The following is a 15130-nucleotide window of genomic DNA, read 5'->3' as shown; positions in this document are numbered from 1 at the left end:
CGTGTATCGGAGATCGCCAGAGGAAGTGCTTAGAGCTGAATCGGATACGGCGGCAGTTCACCGCTCTCGTACCGCTTCGGTAGATCGGGCGTCGCGTTTTCCCACACCAGCAGCATCGAACGCTTCTGCGAATAGCCCTTGTGGCGGATATCGGCGGGCATCGCGGCGATGTCGCCGGCGTTCATCGTGATGCGCGCACGCGGCTCGCCCGTGTCCTTGTCGGCGACATCCCAGATGATCTGATCCGACAGTTGCAGGAACCACTCGACGCGATCATTGCCATGAAACACGGGCAGCACGAATTCTTCCGTGGTCGGGCAAAACAGGCTCTGCTTGCACACCGACGTGACCGACGGGTTCCACGTCACATCCGAGCGCGACAGATACTTGAACAGGCTGAACGCATGCAGTTCCTTTTCGAAGCCGGGCGCGGCGTGAATCTCCGGCTCGTCTTGCGCGACATCGGTGAATTGCCGGTTGACGGGGAAATCGTCGCGCAGCGGCGAATCGCCTTCCAGTCCCGGCATGCGCTTCGTCGCGATGCGCGTGCGTTCGATCGCCGCGATGTTGTCGCCATGCTTCGCGCCGAATGCGGAACCCGTCTCTTCCGGCGCGGCGAACGGATCGAAGCCTTCGTTGACCCAGTCACGCAGAATCGCCTTGAAGGTCGCCATGATGACGGGCGTATCGAACTGCTGCGTATGATCGACAGCCGCGTCGCGGAAGCTCGCGTTATACGCGCCCGCATACATGTCGACCTTGCCGTAGTGATTGCGCGTGCCGATCACATCGTCGAAATTGACCCAGCCGTAGAAGAAGCCCCACGCGACGTCGCGCATCATCGCGCGCAGGAAGTCGTCGGCGTGCATCTGATGCGAGCGCCGTTCGCCTTTCGCGGGCCACTTGACGGTGACGAAGTAGGCGTCGCGTGAAAACTCGAAATCGCCGAGGCGGAAGGTGCGATAACCCGTAGCGGCATCCGGCTCGCCGGCGCAGACGTTTTGAACCGTGTTGACTGTGCTCATGACCCACTCCAGAAAAGGTTGTGCGTTACTGAATGCAGATGTCTTTCCACTTCTCGACCGAATAGCGGCCCAGAATGGTCTGCACGAGCAGCACACCTTGTCCTGCCGTCTCGAAGCGATACGCGGCGCCCGCGGGCAACAGCGCCTGGTGGCCGCGGCGCAGCCGCACGAAGCCCATGCTCTTGCCGGAAGGCGTGCCGTCGAGCCGCACACTGCCCTCGGTTTGCGCATCGACGAGCGGGCCGTCCGAAGGCTTGATGAAATGCACGTCGATCTCGCCGTCCATCACGACGCAGAACTCGTCGTGCGATGCCGTGAACCACGGCGACACACCTTCCGCGCGCAGCGTTTCGATCACGTACTTGAGGTTCTTGCCGACCACGATCTTCTCGTACGGCGCGGCATGGCTCGCGACTTCGAACACATTCGACATCGCGTAGTGCTCGGGCTTGCCCTTGATGATTTCGATGGAGCCTTTACGGTAGTTGTCGAGACTCCCCAACCAGGTCTGCTGCATGTCTGCCTCCTTGAATCTGCGTTGATTCTGTCGTCTTGCGTGATTCCATGGACGCAAGAGTAAGTGCCGGGAGGCGCAACAGCAATGATCCGAGGTTCGGCAAATCAGAACGCTGGGTGCGGGCCGAAGACCCCAGGGAAATTACCTGGCGGCGTCGTTCAGGCCTGCGCGAAGGGCCGTGCGGGCAGCATGGGCAGTGCCGCGCTCACTGGTCGGCGAGTTCCTCGCCGACGCTCTTCGTATCTTCGTCGTCGGGTGCGATGCCGAGCGCCTTGTCCCATTGCGGCTCGCGCAGATAACGTCCGCGCAGGAAGTCGACGAACGCCTTCACCTTCGCCGTCGAGCGATGCGACGCGGGGTACACGGCCGACAGCCACAGCGGCGGCGCCGCGTAATCGGGCAGCACGCGCTCCAGCCGGCGTTCGAGCAGGTCGGCGGCGGCGACCATCGTCGGCAGATAGACGACCCCTGCGCCCGCTCGCGCGAATTCGAGCAGCAAGTGCACGCTATTGGTTTTCAGCACCGGATTCAACGCGATTTCGAAGCATTCGTTGCCCTTCATCAGCGGCCACTTGTCGCCCCACGGGTAGTACGAGTAACGCGCGAAATCGTGCCGCAGCAGATCGAGCGGCGTTTCGATGACGGGTTCTTCCTTCAGATAGCCGGGCGCCGCGCACAGCACGCCGCGCACGGGAAAGAGCCGCCGTTCGACGAGCAGATTCGACGCGGGCGGATAGATCTGCAACGCGAGATCGAAGCCTTCCTGCACGGGGTCGATCACGCGGTCGTTGACGGTCACGACGAACTCGATGCGCGGGTGCGCCTCGCGAAACTCGATCAGCGCGCGCGAGAAATGACCGAGCGCGAAACCCGGCAATACATGCACGTTGAGCGTGCCCGCCAGCGACTCGTGCTGGGCGACCGAGCGGCCGGACAGATCGTGGACCTTGTTGACGAGTTCGGCGCATTCCCGGTAATAGGTCTCGCCGATCTCCGACAGACGCACCGCGCGCGTCGAACGATGAAAGAGCGGCACGCCGAAGTGCTCTTCGAGCTGCTTCACGCGCGACGTGACGACGGATTTCGCCACGCCCAGCTGGCGCGCGGCACTCGCGAAGCTCTGGGCCTCGGCGGCCCGCACGAACGCCTCCATCGACATGAACAGATCCATGCTGTCTCCTGTGCAACGACTGCTGAATGACGGACCGTTCTCTGCTGCGCCGCATGAAGAAGGCCGTTTCCGCTAATACGATGAGTGTACGTTTTTTCGCACGCGGCATCGCGATGCGCCGCGAATCAGGATGCCGCGTAAAAACGGCAACGTCACCGTGCAGTTTGTACAGAACACCGTGCGGCGCAACAACACGCGTTCCGACGACGGGCCTTGCTGCACCGCGAACGCGGGCGAATCCCAAAACCTGGAACAGGCGTTGCTTTATCTGGCGACAGCCATTGGCCGGCCGCGCGGCCCCGGCGGCTGCCATCATGCGGACATGGAGGCTTCATGCGTCTGTCGATTCTCATCAATACATCCGACCCGACCGTCAATCACGACTACGCGGTGTTGTGGCTCGACACGATCAATCACGCGTGGACCTCGCAGGACCGACGCGGTGTCGAGCTGCCGTCGTCGGGCGAGGTACGCGAGGACGGACACGTCATGTCGCTGTGCGCGCGCGGCAGTGAAGCACCGCTCGTCACGCTGTATGGCGTGCGCGTCGACCGGCACGGCAACATGACGTCGGCGCAAGGCCAGGCGACGTGGATCTCGCACTCGCGGCCCGACGCCGTCGCGGGGTTCTGGCGCTTGCAGGCCGTCGAGCGCGAGGGCTCGCCTTCGATGCGCCGTTAGGCCCTGGCCCTTAGCCCCTTAGCCCTTAGCCGCCGTCGCCTCTCGTTCGATAAAAACGCCGTTGCTGCAGGCTGCAGCAACGGCATTTCCACGCCTGAGCGGTGGACGCTTTCTTCAGGCTGGCACGCTCTCCGCCATCTGCCGGCGCCCCCACACGCGATGCTGACCCACCGCTTCGATGAACGGCTTCAACACCGCCTCGACCTTGCCGTCGTCACCGATGAACACGCCCTCGCCTTTCTCGGGCAGATGCGACGCGCTCAGCACGTCCTTGCCCGCGCCCGTTGCCGCGATCGCCTTCAGATGCCGAAACGCCTCGAGCACGAAGTGGCGCGCGTCGCCCGACTGTGCGAGCGCTTTCGCGCCCTGCGCGCCGCCCACGACCACCACGCCGTCGAACATGATCGACGGCATGCCGGAGATCGTCGCATCGGGGTTCATGCCGTCGATGGGCGCGAGTGTCGGCGCGACCAGCAACGGCGTCGCGCCCTGCGACTTCAGCGCCGCCTGCACGCTCTTGATGGCGGCGCCATCGCTGCCCGGCGCCGCGAGCACCGCGATCTTGCGTGTCTTGACGCCGGGCACGCCGCGGTTCAGCAGGCTCAACGCCGGCGAAGGCTTTTGCTTGCCGGCTGCCCGCGCGCCTTTGCCGGGCTTCGGCAGGCCGAGGCCTTCGGCCACTGTCGCCGCGAGGCCCGCGTCGAAGTTCGCGAGAATCTCATTGACCACGCGCGCGCGGATCTCCGGCCTGGTCACCTTGCCCAGCTCGAACTGATATGCGAGCGCGATATGCTCTTTCTCGACGTCGCTCATGCTTTGATAGAACAGTGCAGCCTGCGAGAAATGATCGGCGAACGACTCGCTGCGCACGCGGATCTTCGTGCCTTCCATCGGCTCCGCGTAGCTCTCGAAGCCGCCATCCTTCGCAGCGGGATCGGTCTCCTTCGGCCACGCGTCGCTCACTGAATTCGGCTCGTACGAAGCCTGGCCGACGTTGATCGTCTGCCTGTGCATGCCGTCGCGCTGATTGTTGACGTTCGGGCTGACGGGCCGATTGATGGGAATCTCATGGAAATTCGGGCCGCCAAGCCGGCTGATCTGCGTGTCCGTGTACGAGAACAACCGCCCTTGCAGCAGCGGGTCGTTGCTGAAATCGATGCCCGGCACGACGTGACCCGGATGGAACGCGACCTGCTCGGTTTCGGCGAAGAAGTTGTCGGGATTGCGGTTCAACGTCATCTTGCCGATGATCTTCACGGGCACGATTTCTTCTGGCACGAGCTTGGTCGGGTCGAGCAGATCGAAGCCGAACGAATCCTGATCTTTCTCTTCGATGATCTGCACGCCCAGTTCGAATTCCGGATAGTCGCCGCGTTCGATCGCTTCCCACAGATCGCGCCGGTGAAAATCCGGGTCCTTGCCCGCGAGCTTTTGCGCTTCGTCCCACAGCAGCGAATACGAGCCGAGCACGGGCCGCCAGTGGAACTTCACGAACCGCATCTTGCCCTGCGCGTTGATGAAGCGGAACGTATGCACGCCGAAGCCTTCCATGGTGCGCAGGCTGCGCGGGATCGCCCGGTCCGACATGGTCCACAACACCATGTGCGTGGCCTCGGGAACGAGCGACACGAAGTCCCAGAACGTGTCGTGCGCCGAAGCGCCCGTCGGCATTTCGTTCGGCGCTTCGGGCTTCACGGCATGCACGAAGTCCGGAAACTTGATCGCATCCTGAATGAAGAACACCGGCATGTTGTTGCCCACCAGGTCGTAATTGCCTTCCGACGTGTAGAACTTCGTCGCGAAACCGCGCACGTCGCGCACGGTATCGGCGGAACCGCGCGGGCCCTGCACGGTGGAAAAGCGCACGTACACGGGCGTTTGCACCGATGGGTCCTGTAGAAAGGCAGCCTTGGTGTATTCGGCCATCGGTTCGTATACCTGAAACACGCCGTGTGCGGCCGAGCCGCGCGCATGCACAATGCGCTCGGGAATACGCTCATGGTCGAAGTGCGTGATCTTTTCACGCATGATGAAATCTTCCAGCAACGACGGACCGCGCGGACCCGCGCGCAACGTGTTCTGGTTATCCGCGATCTTCACGCCCTGGTTCGTGCGCAGCGCTTCGTTTTGCGGACGCACGCGAGAGCGTTCGAGATCCTTCGACTTGAGATCTTCCGCCGGCGCGGAAGGTTGCTGGTTACGCTGCCTGTTTGCCATCTATGGAACTCCTTTGCGTGAAAGCCGCGCGACGCGTGGGGCGTCTGCGCCTGTGTCGTCGATGGTTCTACGCAAGCACCGTTCCAGACGGAAGTGACTCACGACGAGTCGGCCGCGCAGCTAGCGGGGCACGGGGTTTGCGCTAATGCATGCACGGGCGGGCCAACAGCACCGACTCGTGACGATCAAACCATCTGGGAGGTTCGACCATGAAACGCGCGATGAAGAAGGTACTTGCTACTGCCCTGGTCATGGCTTTGTCTGGCGGTGTCTATGCGCAAGGAGCAGGCGGCGGCGCTGCTGGCGGCGGTAACGGCGCGGGCGGCGGTTCGTCCGGCAACGGTGTGGGCGCGGGCGGCGGCAACGCGGGCGGCGCAGGCGGCGTGGCAACGCCCGGCGCGGGCGTGAACCGCATGCAGCGCGGCAGCACCAACGACAGCGGCTACGGCACGCCGGGCACGACTGCGACAGGCGGCGGCACGGGCACAGGCACGGGTTCGACGCCGAACAGCGCAGGCATGAACCGTTCGCACAACGGCACCATGCAGCAACGAGGCACCATGCAGCAGAACGGCACGACGCAGCCGGGCACGAACGGCACGAACCAGGGCGGACAGTAATGCCCTTCGGGTCATAGGAAACGGCGGCTGTCACGCGCCCCGGCGTCGTCCCGACGCCGGGGCGCTTCGCGTTTGCCGTTTGCCGCGCCCGCTTGCGTCGACGCGCGCGATGAACTTCCGCCGCGTCGCGCGAGTCCATTGATGCACGGGCGCACGCCTGCCGACACCGCCTGTTCCTTTGCGGAGACAAGCCTTGAGCCAACAGACAGACCTGATCGTCGCGCGTCCCGAAGGCCTGTACTGCCCGCCAGGCGACTTCCATATCGATCCGTGGCGGCCTGTCGAGCGCGCGGTCATCACGCATGCCCATGCCGATCACGCACGCTTTGGGCATCGCCGCTATCTCGCCGCTGAACCCGGCGCCCTCGTGCTGCAATCGCGGCTGCCGGGCATCGCGTTGCAGACGCTCTCATATGGCGAGCGCATCACGATCAATGGCGTCGCCGTGTCGCTGCATCCGGCGGGGCATGTGCTGGGCTCGGCGCAGGTGCGCGTCGAATATCGCGGCGAAGTGTGGGTCGCATCCGGCGACTACAAGCTCGACGCCGATCCCACTTGCGCGCCGTTCGAGCCCGTGCGCTGCGATACGTTCATCACCGAGTCCACCTTCGGTCTGCCCATCTATCGCTGGGACGCGCCGCAAACGGTGTTCGACGGCATCGACAGCTGGTGGCGCCACAACGCGGCCACGGGTCGCGCCTCCGTGCTGTTCTGCTATTCGTTCGGCAAGGCGCAACACATTCTCGCGGGGATCGATGCGGGCATCGGGCCGATCTTCTGTCACGGCGCGGTCGATCCGTTGAATCGCGCATATCGCGCCGCGGGCGTCGCGCTGCCGCCCGTGCGCCTCGTCAGCGAAATTCCCGCGAAGCAGAAAGAGGCGTTCCGGCAGGCGCTCGTGATCGCGCCGCCGTCCGCGCAAGGCAGCGCGTGGCTGCGGCGCTTCGGCGAATACAGCGACGCGTTCGCGTCAGGCTGGATGCGCCTGCGCGGTACGCGCCGTCGGCGCGGCGTCGATCGCGGCTTCGTGCTGTCCGATCATGCCGACTGGCCCGGCCTGCAAACGGCCATCGCCGCGACGGGCGCGCAGCGCGTGATCGTCACGCATGGACAGGTCGAGCCGATGGTGCGCTGGCTGCGCGAGCAAGGCCTCGAAGCAGGCGCCTTCGCAACCGAGTATGGCGACGACGCAATCGAAGCTGACGCAGCAGCGGCCAGCGAAGGCGAACCTGCCATGAGCGCTGGCGTATCGACGCCCGACGTATCGACGCCCGAAACATCATGAAGCGCTTCGCCACGCTCTACACAGCGCTCGATGCCACGACATCGACGCGCGACAAGCTCGACGCGCTGACCACCTACTTCCACGCCGCGCCGCCCGAAGACGCCGCGTGGGCGTCGTATTTTCTCGCGGGCGGCAAGCCGCGCCAGTCGGTGCCGACGCGCCTGCTGACCGACATCGCGCGCACGCGCGCCGGCCTGCCCGAGTGGCTGTTCGAAGAGTCGTATCAGGCCGTCGGCGATCTCGCGGAAACGATCGCGCATGTCTTGCCGCCCGCCGCGCGCACCTCGGAGCTTGGCCTCACCCAGTGGATCGAGGAGCGCATCCTGACGCTGCGGGGCGCGTCGCCGGAAGCGCTGCGCGAGCGGCTCGTCGCGTACTGGGACGAACTCGACTGGAGTGGCCGCTTTCTGTTGACGAAGCTGATCGGCGGCGGGTTTCGTGTCGGCGTGGCGCGGCAACTCGTGGTGCGCGCGCTCGCCGATGTCGCAGGCGTCGATCACAAGCTGATCGCGCAGCGCATGGTCGGCTGGACCGATTCGCGCCAGCCGCCCGACGCCGCGCGCTATCTGCGCCTGATCGCGCCCGCGCCTTCCGGCGACGCAAGCGAGGATGCGCAAGCCGCGCATAACCGCCATGAAAGCGAACTCGGCCTGCCTTACCCGTTTTTTCTCGCACATCCCTTGCAGGCCGATCCCGCGACGCTCGGCGAGCCGTCATCGTGGTTCGCTGAATGGAAGTGGGACGGCATCCGCGCACAAGTGGTGAAACGCGATGGCCGCGTATGGGTCTGGTCGCGCGGCGAGGACCTGATCACGGACCGCTTTCCGGAAGTCGTCGCGCTGGGCGAGACGCTGCCCGACGGCACCGTGCTCGACGGTGAAATCCTCGCGTGGGACCCCGGCGCGCTCGCGCCGCTGCCGTTCGCGCGACTGCAACCGCGCATCACACGCAAGTCGCTGACCAGGCGCGTGCTCGCCGAATCGCCCGCCACCTTTCTCGCCTACGACCTGCTCGAAGCGAACGGCGACGATCTGCGCATGCAGCCGCTGCACGAACGGCGTGCCCGGCTCGATGCGCTGGGCGCGGCGCTCGCAGGCACGCTCGCGAAAGACCTGCTGCGCGTGTCGCCGCTCGTCGATGCGGCCGACTGGAACACGCTTGCCACGATGCGCGACGAGAGCCGCGCGCGCGGCGTCGAAGGGCTGATGCTGAAGGAGCGCGCGTCGATGTATGGCGTAGGGCGAACCAAGGCGTCGGGCACCTGGTGGAAGTGGAAGATCGACCCCTACGCCGTCGATGCCGTGCTGATCTACGCGCAACGCGGCCACGGCCGCCGCGCGAGCCTGTACACGGACTTCACGTTCGCCGTCTGGGACGAGGCCGACGGCGTGCGCACGCTCGTGCCCTTCGCGAAGGCGTACTCGGGCCTCACCGACGAGGAGATGCGCGAGGTCGATGCCATCGTGCGCAAGACCACCGTCGAGAAGTTCGGCCCCGTGCGCAGCGTCACGCCGACGCTCGTGTTCGAGCTCGGCTTCGAAGGCATTCAGGCGAGTCCGCGCCACAAATCGGGCGTGGCCGTGCGCTTTCCGCGCATGCTGCGCTGGCGCACCGACAAGCCGATCGACGACGCCGACACGCTGGCCACGCTAAAGGGTTTCATCGACGAACGCGAACGCACGCGCTGATGTCCGCATTTTTGTGCATTCTAGCCAACAGTGTCAAAATACGGCTTTGAGCATTTCGAGGACCGAGGCAAACCATGGCAGGAGTTCGTCAGTTCAATGAAGACGACGCCTTCGCACACGCGCTGGATGTCTTCTGGCGCAAAGGCTTTCGCGCCACGTCGATGCTGGACCTCGCCGAGGCGACGGGCGTGCAGCGCGGCTCGCTGTATAACGCATACGGCGACAAGGAAGAGATCTTCATACGCGTGTTCGAACGCTATGCGCAGCGTTTCGTCGCGGACGCGCGCAAGGCGCTCGACAAGCCCGATCTGCATGACGCGCTGACGTCGTTCTTCACGTTCGCGATCCGCTCGATCTCGCAGGGCACGCCCACGCGCGGCTGCCTGTCGACGAAAACCGCTGTCGAGCTCGAACCTGACTCGCCGCGTCCGCGCGAGGCGTTGCAGACCATGCTCGACGCGCTCGAAGCGGCCCTCCTGAGCGTGCTCGACACGAAAGAAGCGCGCGCGCAATTGACGCTGCCGCCGCAGCAGGCGGCCAACCTGATCGTGACGACGACGCGCGGCATCGCGGTGATGGAGCGCGTCTACGGCGATCCGAAGAAACTCCGGCAGACGGCGTTCGCACTCGTCGATGCGCTGGTGCGCAAGCACTAACCCACGCGCGTCAACCGGAACGCGTACGTCACATAAGGCACGGTCACCGTATCGTGCGCGGCGAGCGCCGGCTCCGACGCGATCAGCGCGCGCACTTCGCGTTCGACCTGCGCCCACGCTTCGGGCGGCAACGCGAGAATGAAGCTGGTCGAGTGCACGCGCGTCACGATCACATCTTCGACGGACCCTGTATGTCCGTGCGGCATGTGCCGTTCTTCCAGATTGCCGAAACCCTCGGACGGGAATACCTTGCGCCACTCGCCCGTGTGATAGCGCGGCGCATCGCCTTCGCGCGCGTTGACGATCGCGTCGAGCCGCTCGACCCACGGCACGCGCGCATCGCGCACGTTCCACACGAGCCCGAGATGACCGCCCGGTTTCAGCACGCGGCGAATCTCGGCAAGCGCGGCGGGCGTCGCGAACCAGTGAAACGACTGCGCGCACAGCACGGCATCGATGGATGCGTCGGCGAATGGCAAGCATTGCGCGGTGCCCTCGCGCACGTCGACTTGCGGCAGCGCAGCGGCGATTTTTTCGCGCATCTGCGCGACGGGTTCGACGGCAATCACGCTCGCGCCCGTTTCGACGAGACGCGGCGTGAACTTGCCCGTGCCCGCGCCGAGATCGACGGCCGTCTTGCCCGGGCCTAGCGCCAGCTCGCCTTTCAGCCAGCCTGCCAGTTCGGGCGGATAGTCGGGACGGCCTTTGACGTAAGTATCCGCGCCCTTCGTATAGCCTTCCGAGGCAGCGTGATGAACATGTGGCACATGGGGCGTTGGGTCGGTCATATCGGTATTCGCCGTATCGAAGAGCCTCATTGTGAACGATTCATTTACGCGCGAGCAAATGATCGTGTCCATGACGCACTGCCGCATCGAATGGAGGTCAATGGAGGTCGCTTCGTGCCATAGCCATGACGCTTCGCAACGCAGGCGGGCATCGCTCTTGCGAGACTGTCGCGCGCGCGTGCACAGCGCGATAATGGTTTTCACACGTCAGCGCGCAGCGCATGGAGGTCGGCATGCAAGGCAGCCAGCTCACCGTGTTCGCGGCCACGACCGGCCGGCGCAAGCACCATCAGACGACAATCGGCTGGATACTCGACGAAGCGCGGCAAGCGGGCATCCAGGGCGCGACGGTGTTCGAAGTCAGCGAATGCGTGGACGTGCACGGCAAATATCACGCGGCGCGCTTTGTCGAGCTTGCCGAACAGCCTGTCGCCATCACGCTCGCGGGAGAAAGCGCGCGGGTCGATGCGCTGCTCGAGCGCCTGCGGCGAGGCGACGTGCCGCTTTTCTATACGCGCTGCGCAGTCGATTACGAGGTGCTCGGCAGCGCTGTCCCGTGAATGCGCGTAATCTGATTCACGTCTGACGCACACAGCGATGCACACGCTTACCGCCCTGGCCGCTAGCGGTGCAACGCGAATCCGGGCGACAGGAGAAACGCGATGAAAACAGAGCCAAGACTCTTGCATGATGTCGGACTGTTCGATGCGGTGTTCGCTTACGTTCAGGACAAGGACCCGACGGTGCACGCGGGGGCGATGTTCGGCTGCCCGGCTGCGTTCGTCGGCTCGAATCTCGCGTTTTGCGTGTACGGCAGCGGCATTGGCATCAAGCTGCCTGCTGAACGCGCCGCGATGCTGGTCGACACGGGCCGTGCGTTCGCCTTCCAGCCGTATGGCCGCTCGGCGATGCGCGAATGGGTCGAGATACGGATACCGCGCGAGCGCGTGGGTGAAATTGCCTCCGTGCTGATCGAAGCGGTCGAATATGCACGGCATCACGTGAGCCATGCGGGCGCCAGGGCGCCGTCGGCTTCGGCGTCGCGGGCGTAGCGATGAACGGCTGTCAATTGACTTTCTGCACTGAGCGCAACCGGCGGCACGGTCATCAGACCGTGTGCGAATGGCTGCTGCACGAGGCGCGTGGGCTTGGGATTCGCGGCGCGACGGTGATCAGTTGCGCGCAGGGCGTCGGGCATGCGGGTGCTCTTCATGCTGCGCATGCACTGTCGCTCGGCGACCAGCCGCAGCAGGTGATCCTCGCGGCCACCGACGCTGACGCGGATCGACTGCTGGAGATCGTGCGGGCGGCGAATGTGCATGTGTTCTTTACACGTACGCGGGTGGAGTTCGGTTGGATTGGGGGTGATGAGGCGGATGCCGGGGCAGATGGGCGTCATCGTCGGCTGTTCAGCCGTCACGGAAGGTGATCTGGGGTTGGGTGTTTTTTTGCCCGCATGCGCCGGGGGGATTTCGCGGTGCGAGCGTTGCTCTTGGGCGGGGTCGTGGCTGGCTTTGTCTGCGACTGCTGGGCGCGGGCTTTTGCTTTGCGCTCGCCGTCCGCGGTTTTGGGTTTTGGGTTTTGGGTTTTGGGTTTTGGGTTTTGGGTTTTGGGTTTTGGGTTTTTCGCTGGCATCCGCGTGACGTTACCGTGCTTCAAGCGTCGCCCCTGTGCGGGGCGGCACCTACTTTTCTTTGCCGCCGCAAAGAAAAGTAGGCAAAAGAAAGCGGCTCACACCGCCAGCCCTTGTTCTTATCCACGGGCCCCCAACGTCCCCACACTTCACACGGCAGCATATCTATTTGCGTGCGTTGCCAACGCCCTCTCTGTACGCCTCACCCGCTTCACGCTTCCGCGTCGTGACACGCCGTGCCACACAGTCCGCCGCCGCCCAGGTGGCAAACTGTGTGTCGGCTTTCGCGCCGTACACGCATCACTCCGGACTGTGTAGCAAGATTGGTGTTTCTGGTAAGAGCACTAAGCTGTGCGGTGCTACAACCTACACACAGTTTGCCACCTGGGCGGCATATGCGATTCGCTGCCGCTGGTCGTTGTACGGGTGCATGAGGTGGGTGGTGCGTTTCTTCGACGCGCTGGCAACGGGCAAGTAACGACACCTTGCCGTGTGAAGCGTGGGAAGGTTGGGGGCCCGTGGACAAAGGTCAAGAATTGGCGGTGTGAGCCGCTTTCTTTTGCCTACTTTTCTTTGCGGCGGCAAAGAAAAGTAGGTGCCGCCCCGCACAGGGGCAACGCTTGAAGCACGCTAACGTCACGCGGATGCCAGCGCAAAAACAAGCGCACAGTGGCGACGCCTGCCAGCCAAAAGCAAAAAGCAAAAAGCAAAACGCGAAAGCAAAAGCAAAAGCAAAAGCAAAAGCAAAAGCAAAAGCAACAGATCAAAATCCAGTTGCCCCCACAACGTCATGGATTTTGACAGACCGGCTATGCAATAATCAACGTTCACTTACATCGCTCGCCGCCCGTGCTGCTTGCCATCAAGGCTTTTATCGCTCCCGTCATCGTCGCCTGCGCGATGTTCATGGAGAGCGTCGATGCGAATGTCATCGTCACTGCGCTGCCTGAAATGGCGCGCGCCTTCGGCCGGGATCCCGTCACGCTGAAAATCGCCGTCACCAGCTACGTGCTCGGGCTCGGCGTGTTCATTCCCGTCTGCGGATGGCTCGCCGACCGTTTCGGCGCTCGCTCGGTGTTCCGCACGGCAATCGGCATCTTCGTGGTCGGCTCGCTGGCGTGCGCGGCGTCCACATCGCTCGCGACATTTACCGTCGCGCGCTTCATACAGGGCGTGGGCGGCGCAATGATGGTGCCGGTCGGACGGATCATCATCTTCCGCGTGGTAGAGCGCTCCGAGTACATACGCGCGATGAACTACCTGAGCGTGCCCGCGATGCTCGGACCCGCGGCGGGGCCGCTGCTCGGCGGCTTCATCACGACGTACCTGCATTGGCGGCTGATCTTCTTCATCAACATTCCCGTCGGGATTCTGGGCATCTGGCTCACCAACAAGTACATCAAGAACACACGCGAGCCGCATCCGGGTCCACTCGACTGGGTGGGTTTCGTTTTATCGGCGGGCGGCGCGTCGCTGTTTCTGCTTGGCCTTTCGCTCACGGACGGCGAACTGGTCACGGGCACGACGGCCGTCGTGATGACGGTGATCGGTACTGTGATGCTCGGTATCTATGTGCTGTATGCGCGGCGTGTCGAGCGTCCGTTGCTCGATTTGCGGTTTTTCCGCGTGCCGACGTTTCAGGCTAGCGTGCTGGGTGGATCGCTGTTTCGCATCGGGCTGGGTGCCGTGCCGTTTTTGCTGCCGCTTGTGCTGCAGGAAGGGCTTGGCATGAGCGCGTTCGAATCGGGGTTGATTACCTGTGCCTCGGCGTTTGGCGGCATGTTCATGCGCACGCTTGCCGCCACTGTCTTGCGACGCTGGGGGTTTCGCACGGTGCTGATGTACAACGCGGCGTATTCAGGTATCGCCATTGCGGCATGCGGTGCGTTTTTCCCCGGGACGCCGACATGGTTGATATGGGTCATCGTGCTGCTTGGCGGGTTCTTTCCTGCTTTGCAGTTTACGAGTTTGAACTCGATGACTTATGCGGAGATTGAAAGCCGGGATGTGGGTCGGGCGACTAGTCTCGGTAGTGTCGTGCAGCAGATTTCTCTTGGGCTCGGGGTTACCGTCGCGGGGATTGTCTTATCGATTACTCGCGGTGTGCATGGGCATGCTGCGCTTCAGTGGTCCGATTTCTGGCCCGCGTTTGTTGTGGTCGGGCTTTGTTCCTTTGCTTCGATTCTTGTTACCAGGAAGTTGTCGGCGAATGCCGGGGATGAGATTGTTAGGGGAAAGAGAGAGGTCACCACAAAGTAGTGGGTTTTTGGTGTCTGCGACGCTGGTCGGGGTTTGCGTTGGCATTCGCGATTTGCTTTTGCCTTTGCTTTTGCTTTTGCCTTTGCTGGCGTCCGCGGTTCGGGTTTTTTAGCCTCTGCGCTGGCATCCGCGAATTGTTAGCGCGCTTCACGCGTCGCCCCTGTGCGGGGCGGCACCTACTTTTCTTTGCCGCCGCAAAGAAAAGTAGGCAAAAGAAAGCGGCTCACACCGCCAGCACTTGTTCGTATCCACGGGCCCCCAACGTCCCCACCCCTCACACGGCAGCGCACCTGTTCACCTCCGTTGCCAACGCCCTCTCCGTACGCCTCACCCGCTTCATATACCCGCGTCGCAGCACGCCACGCCAGACAGTCCGCCGCCGCCTAGGTGGCAAACTGTGTGTCGGCTTTCGCGCCGTACACGCATCACTCCGGACTGTGTAGCAAGATCGGTGTTTCTGGTAAAAGCACTAAGCTCTGCGGTGCGACAACCTACACACAGTTTGCCACCTGGGCGGCACGTACCATTCGCTGCCGCTTGTGCGAGTACGGGTGTCCGAAGCAGGTGAGGCGCCTGTTCAGGGCGCTGGC

At 63.7% G+C, this 15130-nt stretch carries 15 protein-coding genes; 10 read left to right on the top strand and 5 right to left on the bottom strand.

The genetic code is table 11. The features are described from left to right. Nucleotides 1–29 precede the first annotated feature (29 nt). From C2L66_RS19755 to C2L66_RS19745, 3 genes are all read right to left on the bottom strand, one after another. Complete coding sequence (locus C2L66_RS19755; protein WP_060603567.1) at nucleotides 30–1025, bottom strand: hypothetical protein; 996 nt, start codon at nucleotides 1023–1025, stop codon at nucleotides 30–32. Between the two features lie 25 nt (nucleotides 1026–1050). Then, nucleotides 1051–1542 (bottom strand): cupin domain-containing protein, encoded by a 492-nt coding sequence (locus C2L66_RS19750; protein WP_054932570.1) that lies wholly within the window; start codon nucleotides 1540–1542, stop codon nucleotides 1051–1053. 205 nt (nucleotides 1543–1747) lie between these two features. Continuing rightward, on the bottom strand, nucleotides 1748–2713 hold the full coding sequence (locus tag C2L66_RS19745) for a LysR family transcriptional regulator (protein ID WP_054932571.1): 966 nt from the start codon (nucleotides 2711–2713) through the stop codon (nucleotides 1748–1750). A 333-nt stretch (nucleotides 2714–3046) separates the two neighbouring features. On the opposite strand from C2L66_RS19745, the gene C2L66_RS19740 reads away from it, so the two are divergent. Then, a complete protein-coding gene (locus tag C2L66_RS19740) occupies nucleotides 3047–3394 on the top strand; it encodes a DUF3564 family protein (protein WP_007735625.1) in 348 nt (115 codons plus the stop codon). 114 nt (nucleotides 3395–3508) lie between these two features. Here C2L66_RS19740 and katE read toward each other — a convergent pair whose 3' ends face one another. Further along, a complete protein-coding gene (gene katE / locus C2L66_RS19735; RefSeq protein WP_060603571.1) occupies nucleotides 3509–5611 on the bottom strand; it encodes a catalase HPII in 2103 nt (700 codons plus the stop codon). Between the two features lie 209 nt (nucleotides 5612–5820). On the opposite strand from katE, the gene C2L66_RS19730 reads away from it, so the two are divergent. The 4 genes from C2L66_RS19730 (at nucleotide 5821) to C2L66_RS19715 (ending at nucleotide 9860) form a co-directional block, all read left to right on the top strand. Beyond that, a complete protein-coding gene (locus C2L66_RS19730) occupies nucleotides 5821–6231 on the top strand; it encodes a hypothetical protein (RefSeq protein WP_060603574.1) in 411 nt (136 codons plus the stop codon). A 193-nt stretch (nucleotides 6232–6424) separates the two neighbouring features. Beyond that, nucleotides 6425–7516: a ligase-associated DNA damage response exonuclease gene (locus C2L66_RS19725; protein ID WP_060603577.1), complete on the top strand. Its 1092-nt coding sequence runs from the start codon at nucleotides 6425–6427 to the stop codon at nucleotides 7514–7516. Beyond that, a complete protein-coding gene (locus C2L66_RS19720; RefSeq protein ID WP_060603579.1) occupies nucleotides 7513–9204 on the top strand; it encodes an ATP-dependent DNA ligase in 1692 nt (563 codons plus the stop codon). Before C2L66_RS19725 ends, C2L66_RS19720 begins: the two co-directional genes overlap by 4 nt. A 74-nt stretch (nucleotides 9205–9278) precedes the next feature. Continuing rightward, nucleotides 9279–9860 (top strand): TetR/AcrR family transcriptional regulator, encoded by a 582-nt coding sequence (locus tag C2L66_RS19715; protein ID WP_060603582.1) that lies wholly within the window; start codon nucleotides 9279–9281, stop codon nucleotides 9858–9860. Here C2L66_RS19715 and C2L66_RS19710 read toward each other — a convergent pair. Beyond that, entirely contained in the window at nucleotides 9857–10678 is an 822-nt protein-coding gene (locus tag C2L66_RS19710; protein ID WP_197496884.1) for a class I SAM-dependent methyltransferase, read from the bottom strand. The two genes, C2L66_RS19715 and C2L66_RS19710, sit on opposite strands and share 4 nt — an antisense overlap. A gap of 203 nt (nucleotides 10679–10881) precedes the next feature. On the opposite strand from C2L66_RS19710, the gene C2L66_RS19705 reads away from it, so the two are divergent. The 5 genes from C2L66_RS19705 to C2L66_RS19680 all read left to right on the top strand — a co-directional run bounded on the left by C2L66_RS19705 (nucleotide 10882) and on the right by C2L66_RS19680 (nucleotide 14540). Beyond that, entirely contained in the window at nucleotides 10882–11208 is a 327-nt protein-coding gene (locus tag C2L66_RS19705) for a DUF190 domain-containing protein (RefSeq protein WP_060606873.1), read from the top strand. A 102-nt stretch (nucleotides 11209–11310) separates the two neighbouring features. Then, nucleotides 11311–11700, top strand: coding sequence for a hypothetical protein (locus C2L66_RS19700; protein WP_036000954.1), 390 nt, complete (start codon nucleotides 11311–11313; stop codon nucleotides 11698–11700). 17 nt (nucleotides 11701–11717) lie between these two features. Further along, nucleotides 11718–12077: a DUF190 domain-containing protein gene (locus C2L66_RS19695; protein WP_233445012.1), complete on the top strand. Its 360-nt coding sequence runs from the start codon at nucleotides 11718–11720 to the stop codon at nucleotides 12075–12077. Nucleotides 12078–12901: 824 nt separating this feature from the next. Further along, nucleotides 12902–13231, top strand: coding sequence for a hypothetical protein (locus C2L66_RS40710; protein ID WP_158660359.1), 330 nt, complete (start codon nucleotides 12902–12904; stop codon nucleotides 13229–13231). Continuing rightward, nucleotides 13131–14540 carry an MFS transporter gene (locus C2L66_RS19680; RefSeq protein ID WP_060603588.1) on the top strand — a complete coding sequence of 470 codons (1410 nt, stop codon included), beginning with the start codon at nucleotides 13131–13133 and terminating at the stop codon, nucleotides 14538–14540. The genes C2L66_RS40710 and C2L66_RS19680 overlap by 101 nt, the downstream gene beginning before the upstream one ends. Nucleotides 14541–15130: the final 590 nt, after the last annotated feature.

The sequence above is a fragment of the Paraburkholderia caribensis genome (genome assembly GCF_002902945.1).
GTDB lineage: Bacteria > Pseudomonadota > Gammaproteobacteria > Burkholderiales > Burkholderiaceae > Paraburkholderia > Paraburkholderia caribensis.
Note: the sequence above shows the minus strand (reverse complement) of the source record. Positions and strands in the feature narration are given on the sequence as shown.

What these genes read in the sequence shown, in the direction of transcription:
- C2L66_RS19730 (WP_060603574.1), top strand. Translation starts at nt 5,821, where the DNA reads ATGAAACGCGCGATGAAGAAGGTACTTGCTACTGCCCTGGTCATGGCT.
- C2L66_RS19740 (WP_007735625.1), top strand. Translation starts at nt 3,047, where the DNA reads ATGCGTCTGTCGATTCTCATCAATACATCCGACCCGACCGTCAATCAC.
- C2L66_RS19750 (WP_054932570.1), bottom strand. Translation starts at nt 1,542, where the DNA reads ATGCAGCAGACCTGGTTGGGGAGTCTCGACAACTACCGTAAAGGCTCC.
- C2L66_RS19710 (WP_197496884.1), bottom strand. Translation starts at nt 10,678, where the DNA reads ATGAGGCTCTTCGATACGGCGAATACCGATATGACCGACCCAACGCCC.
- katE (WP_060603571.1), bottom strand. Translation starts at nt 5,611, where the DNA reads ATGGCAAACAGGCAGCGTAACCAGCAACCTTCCGCGCCGGCGGAAGAT.
- C2L66_RS19705 (WP_060606873.1), top strand. Translation starts at nt 10,882, where the DNA reads ATGCAAGGCAGCCAGCTCACCGTGTTCGCGGCCACGACCGGCCGGCGC.
- C2L66_RS19755 (WP_060603567.1), bottom strand. Translation starts at nt 1,025, where the DNA reads ATGAGCACAGTCAACACGGTTCAAAACGTCTGCGCCGGCGAGCCGGAT.
- C2L66_RS19720 (WP_060603579.1), top strand. Translation starts at nt 7,513, where the DNA reads ATGAAGCGCTTCGCCACGCTCTACACAGCGCTCGATGCCACGACATCG.
- C2L66_RS19745 (WP_054932571.1), bottom strand. Translation starts at nt 2,713, where the DNA reads ATGGATCTGTTCATGTCGATGGAGGCGTTCGTGCGGGCCGCCGAGGCC.
- C2L66_RS19715 (WP_060603582.1), top strand. Translation starts at nt 9,279, where the DNA reads ATGGCAGGAGTTCGTCAGTTCAATGAAGACGACGCCTTCGCACACGCG.
- C2L66_RS19700 (WP_036000954.1), top strand. Translation starts at nt 11,311, where the DNA reads ATGAAAACAGAGCCAAGACTCTTGCATGATGTCGGACTGTTCGATGCG.